Origin of the sequence: Methanobrevibacter olleyae, from assembly GCF_900114585.1 — an archaeon.
GTDB lineage: Archaea > Methanobacteriota > Methanobacteria > Methanobacteriales > Methanobacteriaceae > Methanobrevibacter > Methanobrevibacter olleyae.
The window spans coordinates 21,188-32,764 of the sequence record NZ_FOTL01000027.1 but is presented as its reverse complement, the minus strand read 5'-3'; the positions used below and the strand labels follow the sequence as shown (position 1 = coordinate 32,764).

The 11,577-nt window shown below is 27.0% G+C and carries 7 protein-coding genes and 1 tRNA gene; all 8 read right to left on the bottom strand.

The features are described 5' to 3' along the window. The coding region (locus tag BM020_RS07470) for a hypothetical protein (RefSeq protein WP_143743977.1) at positions 1-193 on the bottom strand (193 nt) is incomplete at its 3' end. A gap of 189 nt (positions 194-382) precedes the next feature. After that, positions 383-733 carry a DUF2149 domain-containing protein gene (locus BM020_RS07465; protein WP_067148856.1) on the bottom strand — a complete coding sequence of 117 codons (351 nt, stop codon included), beginning with the start codon at positions 731-733 and terminating at the stop codon, positions 383-385. A 138-nt stretch (positions 734-871) separates the two neighbouring features. Then, a complete protein-coding gene (locus tag BM020_RS07460; RefSeq protein WP_082762209.1) occupies positions 872-1,615 on the bottom strand; it encodes a MotA/TolQ/ExbB proton channel family protein in 744 nt (247 codons plus the stop codon). Positions 1,616-1,723: 108 nt separating this feature from the next. Then, the gene (locus BM020_RS07455) at positions 1,724-5,659 is read right to left on the bottom strand and encodes a right-handed parallel beta-helix repeat-containing protein (protein WP_067148853.1); all 3,936 of its coding nucleotides are present in this window, start codon (positions 5,657-5,659) and stop codon (positions 1,724-1,726) included. Between the two features lie 372 nt (positions 5,660-6,031). Continuing rightward, a complete protein-coding gene (locus BM020_RS07450) occupies positions 6,032-9,571 on the bottom strand; it encodes a right-handed parallel beta-helix repeat-containing protein (RefSeq protein WP_067148850.1) in 3,540 nt (1,179 codons plus the stop codon). Between the two features lie 433 nt (positions 9,572-10,004). Continuing rightward, a tRNA-Met gene (locus BM020_RS07445) sits at positions 10,005-10,079 on the bottom strand. 203 nt (positions 10,080-10,282) lie between these two features. Continuing rightward, positions 10,283-10,786, bottom strand: a complete 504-nt coding sequence (locus tag BM020_RS07440; RefSeq protein ID WP_067148847.1) for a hypothetical protein — start codon at positions 10,784-10,786, stop codon at positions 10,283-10,285. A gap of 83 nt (positions 10,787-10,869) precedes the next feature. Continuing rightward, positions 10,870-11,271: a hypothetical protein gene (locus BM020_RS07435; protein WP_067148844.1), complete on the bottom strand. Its 402-nt coding sequence runs from the start codon at positions 11,269-11,271 to the stop codon at positions 10,870-10,872. Between the last annotated feature and the right edge of the window lie 306 nt (positions 11,272-11,577).

Sequence of the window (11,577 nt, the reverse complement as noted above, 5' to 3'; positions counted from 1 at the left end):
TAGCATAATTCATCCTAAAATAAGGAACATCCTTTTTAAAAATTAAATCAAAAGATTTAAAAACTTCACGACAAGAATTAAATAATCTTACAAAATGAGGATTTGAAAGAACAAAATCATCATTAAAATCGCAAAATATATATTGTTCAACATCTAAAATACTATTTGGAGCAATTGTTTTTTGTTTTATCATGAAAAAAACTTTGCTCCAACTCTTTATTAAATTTTACTATTTTTAAATAAAAATCAAACAATTTTTTAAGAAAAAATTCTAAAAACCACTACTTTTTATTAAAAAAATTTTCAAATCAACAAAGTTTTTGAAAGAGCCTAAAATAAAAAATATAATCACAAGATGAAATTAAAAAGAAAAATTAAAAAGTTATGAAGATGAATTCTGAACCATAATCATCTTACCTGTAGATGGATCTTTATAGACCTTACCCATCTCAGTATAACCTTGTCCAGTTTGATTACTTGTATCTGGAGTTTCATTTAATAGTTGGCCCTCTTGAACCTCAATTACTTCTCGATTCATAGATTCTATAACTTTTTCTTTTTGCTCTTGACTTAAGTCATTATTAAATAAAACACTTTGCATATTCCAAGCAAGTACTAAAAATACAAGTAAACCTACAGCAATAACTAACATTGCATCTACAAGGTTAGCAGTACCTGCCATAGGATCTTCTTCCTCAGTTTCAAAACGCCTATTACATCGACGACGAGCCATAATAACCACCAAAAACAATGCAAAACTCTTTTAATTTAAACCATATGAATTCTAAAATTTCATATATTTTCTAAGTATATTATATACTTAAATTATAGCCTATACTTTAAAAATACTTTATAAAAATCACTTTAGCGATTATTTAATTCTCTCATCTCTTTTATTAATGTTATCTAAAATAGCATCCATTAAAGCATCCAAATTTGCAAGATATTCACCAAACCATCTACGCCTTATCTTAGAGGCAAAATATCCAATAGCACCAGATCCAATACCAATAACTGTAGTGTTAAATGCAATTGTAATTGCACTTGCAAGTGTAGCTACATCCCCAGTACCTAACGCTGCAAGACCTGGACCCATAGGAATTAAAGTACCCATTAATCCAAGAGTAGGTCCAATTCGAGTAACGATATCTGTTTTATTAAGATATTGTGCAATTTTATCCTCTTCATTATCTATTAATCTACGGGCTAAAGTTTCCCTTGATTTTTTGCCCAGATGCTCTGATTCAGCTAGTTCAACTAAAATTTTCTTTTGAGACTTTTGAATATCTGCATTATTTACAATAGTCCTAATATCATCAGCAGAATCTGCATCATATATGCCATAAATCATTTCTTTGATTAAATTAACAGGTACTTTCTTACGAGAAAGGTATTGTGACAATAGCTTAGCTAAAGTATATACTGCAAATATTAAAAATGCTATTAAAAGTATAATTACAGGTATCTGTAAAGCCTGTGTAATAGCAGTTAATGAGCTATCCAATATAGCTAAGCCAGTACCATTAGTATTTGAAAAAAATGCAAACAATCCATTATTTGAACCTTGATAAACAGCTCCATCCGCAAAAATCAAAGCATCTCCAACATTAATCATTCAATCACCAATATATAAATAAAAAAAATAAAAAAATAAAAAGTAATTCAAAGAGAACTGCTTAGTTAAAGCCCTCTTTAAATTAAAAAAGATTAATTGCTCAATTAGCTATTTTATTTTAACTTTAGCAGTTTTTTTAGCTGAATAATAAGTTTTATCCCCAGCAAATTTAACTGTAAATTTATAAGTTTTCTTTTTAGACAATTTAACTTTTACAGTTACAACTCCTCTTTTATTAGTTTTTGCCTTATACTTTTTACCATTAACTATGAAGGTAATTTTTTTGTTTTTGATTCTTTTACCTGTACGATCTTTAAGAGTTGCAGTTAATTTTTTAACTTTAGCAGACTTTTTATAGGATTTATTAGGTACAGCTAATTTAGTTTTAGTTTTAGTAACTTTAACTTTTATAGATTTAGCACTTCCAGTGTAATAATTATCACCTGCAAATTTAAGTGATACAGTGTAAGTTTTAGCAGCAGTTAAAGTTAACTCAATTTTAGCCAGACCCTTAGAATTAGTATAAGCTTTAAAGGTTTTTCCATTTACAGTTGCAGTTATCAGCTTATTAGCAAGTGCTTTATTACTTCCATCTTTAAGAGTTATATAAATGTATTTTGCAGTTGAGCTAACTGTATAAGTTTTAGCTGATGAAGTTAAGCTAGTTGAATCTTTAGTAACTGTAATTTTACCAGTTCCCACTGATGCAAAGTAAAAAGTATCTCCATCAAACTTAGCGCTTATATCATAAGCTTTTATAGCAGATAATGTCACTTTAAGAGTTGCAATACCATAATTATTAGTTTTGACAGTGTAAGTTTTGCCATTTACAGTTATTTTAATATTAAGATTAGCAATAGCTTTTCCACTATCATCTTTAAGGGTTACTGTGATAATTTTATTTGGATTATCAAATTTATAAGATGTGTTAGATACAATTAAAACAGTATTAATCTTCTTATCAAAAACATTTCCTTCAAGAGTGTTATTCTCGCTACCGGCATATTTTAAAACATTATAACTATGATTAGTAAAAATTCCAATATTATTATTTAAAAAATTAGACCCAATGGCTTTATAAGCTAAAACAATACCTACACCTTGGAATGGGCCAACAATAGTAAGATTATTATTAGTAAAATTGTTATTTTTAGATCCCTCAGCAGTGCTATTAGGACTTGCTCCAATAATACCCATACCATAAATCACCGGATCATTGGAATGAAGCAAAATTTCATTATTTGAAATAGTGTTATTAAATCCACCATAATGGATAAATACACCTGCAATAGAGTTATAAGATTCATTTAAATTGTAATCAGATGATAAATCAGAACCTACATCAATTTTATTGTTTGTTAAATTAATATTAGATGAATGAATCAATAATACACCATAAGTTCTAAATACTCCAGATACCATATGAGAACCCGGTATTACACCATCTAAATTATTATTAGAACCGGACCCATCTACGCAAATAACAGTACCATTAGGACAAATGACAGACCCATCAACGCAAATAACAGTGCCATCAGGACAAATAATAGATCCATCTGTTTCATTAATATTATAATCTTCAGAGCTAACAATTGTACCATCAGGATATATTACATCATTTTCAGAAGTGATTTGATAATCTCCTGCACAAATTCTTGTACCATTCTCAAGAATTATGGTACCATCAAGGCAATAAGTTTTTCCATCTGCACAAACACCATCTGCACAAACTACCCCATCAATTGTAGTGCCATCAGCACAAACAATAGTGCCATCAGCAAAAACAATAGAACCATCAACACATAGGTAATATTCGCTAGAATTAACTACTGCCCCATCCGGACATAGTAAAGATCCGTCAGGACAAAGTTCATAACCATCTGGGCAAGTTATAGAACCATCTATACAAGTATCTGAATAAATATTAATAAATCCATCTAAACAACTTTTATTGTTAATGAGATATGTTTCACCACTACCTATTGTTTTAATGGTGTTGCCATCAATAAGTATATCTTTAGAATTAAATGAAAGTATTGCCACTGTAAAGTAATTACCCCTTGCTTCTAAAGTATTGTTTATAATACTACAATTAGAAGCTTCTAAAAGATAAACTGCATAGGCTGAATAAGGATCATAAATAGAGATGTCACAATCTTCGATTCTTACATTTTTAACCCCATTAACTTGAATGCCCCATAAACGATTTTTCAAATCAGTGTTTGGATTATATATTTTAATATTTCTTATTGAAACATCATCATCATTAATTATAAAGCTTGTATCACTAAATTTAGCAGCTACACCAATAAGATTCACTTTTTGGTTAATGAATATCTTATTCTTTGATGAGAATTTTCCTATAAACACCAAGGTATCATTCTCTTTAATGAAGTTTTCTAAATCCCCAGCACTTGTAAAATAATTATAAAAATTAGATTCATTAAGAAAATGAACTGAACCTTCATCTAATGCATGAGGCTCTGTACCTCCAAAAATAATGTTAGTTTCTAAACCAGTGATATTTTTAGATTCATTGGGAATATCTATAGATAAAACTCCTAAATTGTATAATAAGTTATTTTTTATAATTATATTATTTGGAAATAAAAATCTGCTCTGTTTGATTAGTTTAATATTAGTTTGATTATTAGAGTCAATTACATTATCTGAAATAAGAACATTACTAATATTGCCCTTAATATAAATACCGTATCCAGTAATATTTAAATCATTTTCTAAGAAATTAATGCCATTACCATATAAATAAGCACCTATACCATCAATGTCTCTTAAAATATTATTTGTAACATTAGAACCCTTCTGTGCAGAAATAGCTGCAGGAACCCTATCATCAGATGCCAGACCAAAATAACAATCTGAAATGATATTGTCTCTAACTATACTATTAGATCCTGCATAAATAGCATAATCTCCACCTTCTTCAGTATTAGCATTGCTATAATAAGCTCCATGAATATTTGAAATTTTATTTCCTATAATCTGATTATTAGATCCAGTAGTAGAAATCCCTCTAAAAGTATTACAAACAGTATTATTTATAATATAATTATTGCTGCTCATTACTTGAATACCATAAACAAATGAAGAAGGTAATTCCCTAATAGAATAAACTGTATTATTAACTATGTAATTTGAATAACTTGCTGCATCTCCTGATGCACTTGATGAACCTGCAACATATCCTGTGAAATAAATACCATTAGAATCATTAGTTATAACAGTGTTTCCAGTAATATTACAGGACCCCGCATTACGCAAAACCATAGCTGAAGGATGGCCCCAACCTTGCACATAGCCAGTAGTCTGAAGAGTATTATTAAAAATATTCATTCTATTAACTCTTGAAAAGGTCATAGGATAAGATTCCCTGCCAGAACTGAAAAGATTGTTATTTTTAAGAGTCATATCATTTACATCAGAAAGAGAAATTAAGGATTTTCCATTATCAGTATTATTAATTTTTAAATTAGAAATAATAGAAGCACTTGAACCATTTATAAAACTAAATCCACAATTATTTAGCTGAGCAGTGCCATCAGCACTAGTAATAACTAAAGGAATGTTAATTATAAACATTTTATTAGTAAATTCACCTGAAAAGTCTAATGTGTCTCCGGATTTTAATTTTCCAGAGATTATATTTCCATTTGAATTAAAGTAAGTGGAATAATCACTTTCTTTAAATTTATTTGTAGATGCAAGATCATTATTACCAGGATTATTTTTCACAGCTACAGATTTTTCAACATCACAAATACTGTTAAGATTATCATCAATATTATTTAAATTTTCATTAGTATTTTTATCGTTAGTGTTGATATTATCAGCATTTACTTCCCCTAGAATATTAGAATCATCGATTTCATTAACAGCATATCTTTCATCTGTTAAATCAATATTAGCAGAATTATCCCCTAGAATATTTGAATCTGAATCTAAATCACTTGCACTTATAGATCCAATAGCTAATATCAATAATATCAATAATCCCAATATTGTCAAAGTTTTATTGGAATTCATATGTTAACACCTCGATTTATTATATAAATCATTTAATAGCATGTTAGATTACAATAATTAATTTATTAAATTATATTTAATTTTAGTAAAAGTTTTTATAAAAATTAAATTATAATTGATAAAAAAAATAAAATATAATTTAATAAATATAAACTAAAATTTATATGTTTATATCTATAATTTTACAATAATATAAATTTAACTAAAAAAATCAAGCTGATAAAAATATAAAAAACCTATCAATGAAAAAAAAGAATAAAAATATAAAAAATAGTAAAAATAAAAACTTTAAATAAATTTAAAATAATTTTTGCTAGGTATTTCCTAATAAAAAATTAAAAATAAAGAAGAATAAGAATAAAAAGTTAAATTTTATTCTTCATCATCTTCATCTCTTGCACCTAAGAAGCTGAAACAGAATATCAATACAAGAACTAATGCAGCAATAGGTACATAAATACCAGATAATGTTTTAGAAGCAAGTTCTTGGATTTCACTAGCTAACAACTCAGATAAATCACCAGATTCACTAGCTCCAGCTTCACCACTACCTTCGCCTATTGAAGATAATGCATTAGCAAGTGAATTTGAATTTACATCACCAAAAGCGCTAGAGCCAGATGAGTCTGCATCTCTAGGATATGATGAAGATCCTCCATTATAGCCATTGTTAGATTGGTTAGAATTACCCCTATATGAATTTTTATGAGAATTACTAGATGAACTAGAACCATTAGCTGGATGATATCTAGAGCCATTAGCTGGATGATATCTAGGGCCATGATTTCCAGAAACATTGTTTTTCCCACTTGGATCATAAACTGCATCATCTCCTTCAGCTTCAGAAGAAGATAAGGTATTATTTATTACAGTATTATTAGTAGAAGTTCTATCAAAATGTACTGCATATTTTCCAGATGTATTAATCCTATTGTTAATAATGTTATTATTGCAAGAATGTTTTTGTAAAGAGATTCCAGTATTGAATAAATCTACAGAGTCAGGGTGTTCTGGACCTTGTGCAGGATTTTGGCTTTCATCCCCTTGAGTGTTAATATCATTGTTAGTAACATTATTACCAGAAGAAGCATAAAGAGCAATAGCTGCAAAACTTCCTACAGCAGAAATATCATTATCAATTATATAATTATTATTAGATGAATAAAGTTCAATAGCATAAATACCTGCTTTACTAGTACTATTAAGAGTATTCTTCTTAATTTTAGAGCCTTCAGATATTTCTAAAGTAATACCATAAGTATAATTATTAGAATCAAGCCTAAAGTAATTTTCTTCAATAACAGTGTCTTTAGAGTTGTGTCTTAAAATCATTCCCATAGCAAAATAATCCGCTTCAACAGTAATATTATTCTTAGTGAAAATGTTCTCACAAGCATAAGTTACAGATTTACTTGTATCATCTCCAGAGGATCCCATTCCATATAAGAAAGGATCATGGCCATGAACATATACATTGTTTTCACTAATATTGTTCCTATTAGAGTCATAATAGATATAAAGACCTATAAGAATGTTTACAGAAGGATTATAAGGTACTTGGAAACCTTCTACAGTAGATGTGACTTCAATATCATTATGAATAAATTGATTATCACTTGAGAAATCTAAAATTACGCCATATGTTTTAGAAAGTTCTGAAATACTACGAATGCCATCTATACAAATAGTTTGATAATATGGATATAATTCACTTGTACCAATAGCCAAAATACTATTATTTTCAAAAAGCGTATTATAAGTCTCATATGTTAAAACAGCAAATACCAAATTGTTTCCCTGACATCTTATACTATTGTTTACAACAGTATCATTGTAGGAGTCACAAAGGTAAATGCCATATGAAGTATTCATATCCCATATAGTGATATTATTTCCGCTGATTATCTCATTGTCTGCCTCATAAACATAAATTCCCCAAAGGTTGCAATTGCTATCACTTGAACCATTATTTACAATATTAAGGTCTTGAACTCTGCAATTAGAGGAATTAAGAAATATGGTAGTATCTTTTAATAATGCATTATCTCCAATAATATTAACTGCCTTATTCAAGATGATTCTACCTTTAGGAGTGAAATTGCCAGAGAAAATTAAAGTATCCCCATCTTCTACATTATCTTTTAGATAGCCATTAGAGTTAAAATATTTGCCATAGTCATCATCAGTTAACTCATAAACATTACCTTCACCAAATTCAGGAATATTCCCACTAGAAATTGGATAAATAATTATCTTATCACCAATGATGTTATCTATACACAAATATGATTCAGTGGAAGATTGAGCAATATTTATAGCACAGTTATTAGATGTATAAATTGTATTATTGTATGTAGAGATATTATAAGGCCTTTTAGATCTTGATTGATATATTGATAAAATGCCAATACCTAATCCAGAACCTTGACTTGCTCCAATTTCAGATAGCGAATTTATAATATTATTATAAACTTCAGTATCCTGAGGAGTGCCTTTCAAAGTAATACCTACACCTGATAAGAAGTCAATGGTGTTATTATAAACCTTTGAATTGAGGCCTCCTTCTACATCACCAATTATAATACCATGCCCGCTACTATTTATTTGAATATAGTTTCCATAAACATTAGTATTGGAACCTACAAGAATACCTGCACCGATTAAATCTGCATTATATATAGAGTTATTAGCAATTAAAGTGTCATTGCCACCATAAATTCCATAATCTCCACCAATGCCATTATTTTCATCAAACCCATTAATATCATAAATTTTATTTCCAATTATGCAATTATGAGCATAACTTGAATGAATTCCCCTATACATACGAATAATAGTATTATCTGCTACAGTATTGTAACTACCAGTTAAATAAACACCATAAGACCAAAATGATGGAGTTTTTGAAGTTGCTCTAATTGTATTATTAGCTATAATGTTGTTATTAGATATAGAAGCACCGTAACAAAGATATACTCCATAAGAATTTTCAACTGTAATAAGGTTATTGACAATTGAATTCCAATGTGCATCTCTTAAACTAATACCTGAATGTTGCCAGCTGCTGTTATCTCCTGAATTTTCATCAGACGTATTTAAATCTGAAGAATTAACTGCTGAATTCACTGGAACAATTGTTTTAATGATATTACTTTCAACAATACAATTATAGGTAAAACTATCTAGAGAAATAGGATAACCATTATGTCCAGTAGTAAATATATCATTATTTAAAACTTTTATATTACTAGAGCCGATTATCCAAACTGCAGATATATTAGCCAAATTTGATTCAATTTTTAATTTAGAAACAATTGCATCATATTTAAAATTCTCATTAGAAACATTTACATAGTATATTGGAGAATTTTTTAAAAACGCATCATTTTCAGTACTTGTAATTGTTAAAGGAATATTTATTATAAATTTTTTATTAGAAAAATTACCAGACAAATTAATAGTGTCATTAGATTTTACTAATGAATTAATTAAATTACCATTAGAATCAAAATAATTAGAATAGTCTGCTTCAGTTATAGTATGGACTGTTTTTCCACTATCACCAAGTTTAGATTTATCACTAAATGTTTCTTCAACTGAACCATCTAAATTAGATATACTATCACTATCATCAATAGAATTATCTAAAATAGATAAACTATTAGCATCATCATTAGAACTATCTAAACTATCATCAATAGAACTAGATTCTAGATTATTATTAACAAGATCAACAGCACTAGAAACTGGAGAAGATTCTAAACTATCTGATTCTAAACTATCTGATTCTAAACTATCTGATAAATTATTAATAGTATCCTCTGAATTTGATGCATTAACAGTGTTTAATCCAATAAAAAGAAAAATTAAAATGAATATTAAACTAAATTCAATTAATTTTTTACTTCTCATCAAACACCTCCAGTAATTTTTATTTGTTCAACAGCTATTTTCTATAAACTAAAACCTAAATAAAAATTTTAAATTATTCAAAAAGATTTAATTGAAAGCTTTTTAAAATTATTAGAAATTTAATTAAGAAATTTTTAACTAAATTAAAGTTTATATTAAAAAAACATTTTATAATTTAAATTTTATTTAAAAAATATAAAATATGATTGATATATACTAATTTATAATTTTTTATATTAATAAATATATCTTATCTATTGAAAAAAGTAAAATTTGGAAAAATAGAGAAAATTATAAAATAATGGTAAAAAACTAATGATATAAAATAATGGTAAAAAACTAATGATATAAAATAATGGTAAAAAAGTAATTAAAGAAGACATAATTAAAACATTATAATATAACAATGTTATATTAACCTTCTATAAAAAAATAGCAGGGCCTAGATTTGAACTAGGGCTCTCGGGGTTATGAGCCCCGCGGGATCACCAGACTACCCCACCCTGCTAAACGAATAATCAAGGATAAGTCCTTTAACATTATAATATTAGATTACCTACTATATAAATCTTTGCATAAATAATACAAGAAATAATACAAAACTTAGAAAAAACTAATTAAGATTAACTAAAATAATTAAAACTAAAAAATAACCATTTAAATCTAAAAAACATTAAAATTAAAAAAAGTAAATAAAAAAAGAATAAATATTTATTCTTTTTCAGCTTCTTCTAAAGCTTCGTTTTCTTCTTCTATAGCTTTAAGACGTTTATCAAGATCTTCGATTTTGGAATCTGTGGTATTGCTATATTCACTAAATCTTTTCTCCAAAGCATCAATACTATCACAAGCAGAAGCACATCTTTCTTCTAAAGTAGATAAATCATCAGTAGTGACTAAAGACCAATTTTCAATTAATTCTTCACTTCTTTCATCTAAAAAGGAATCTAATCTTCTTGAAAATGCATCTGTAGTATTAGCATAAGATTTATCAATGTCTTTAAAAGTATATTTAATCTTATCACCTACAGATACCTTTTCTTTAAGTTCATCATCTAAGTGAACAGAGCTTGTATCTTCTTTACTTTTAGGTGAAAATTTAAGAACTTCTTTAAAGTCTATATTACCACCATTAGCTGTTTGAATATAATAATATATTAAAAAGACTATTGCAACAACTAAAATAATAATAGCAATTAATTCAATGTAATCCATAATAAAACCTCATATTATAAATAAATAATCCAATTATATATCAACCTAATATTTTAAATAATTAAACCCATAGAATTGAATATCTATTTTTTATTAAGTTTTTTCTCTTTAAGTTCAATATCTTTAAGCATTTTTTCTAATTTTTTAAGTTCAGTTTGAGCTTCAAGGCGAGCTAAACGTTCATTGATTTCACTATGCAAATATCCTACATTACTCATAACTTCAGAAGTAGAATCTCTAATTTGAGTGAGCTGTTCTTGTTGTTCTACAGGTAATTTAATTGGATTTTCCATCATGCGTTTATTTTCTAAATCCTTTTCAACCATAGCTATTTTTTTAAGCTCAATTTCTTTTTCCATTAATTTTAAAGTATTATTAGATTGGCTTACTTTTTTCCATTGACTTACAACAATAATGACAACAATAGCCAATATAAATACTAAAATAAGAATGAAAATTTGAGATGGAATAACTTCACTAGCCATAGATTTACCTCCATAAAAATCATAATTTTTAATAAATTATAAAAAATCTCATTTAAAATTGCTTTTTTAAATTATTCTTAAAACATATTAATTTAAATTATAATTCAATAAATATTAAACATTATTCAAATATAAATTAAAGATATTTAAATAAGAATAAGTATATTATATAATTAAGAGTATATAAAAATTTTTATATAAATTCTTAAAAATTCAAAATATATTAAAAAAATTATGATTAACTAATACTAAATCAAAAAAATAAAATGAACTAAAAAAATAAGAATGTTTAAAAAATAATTAAAT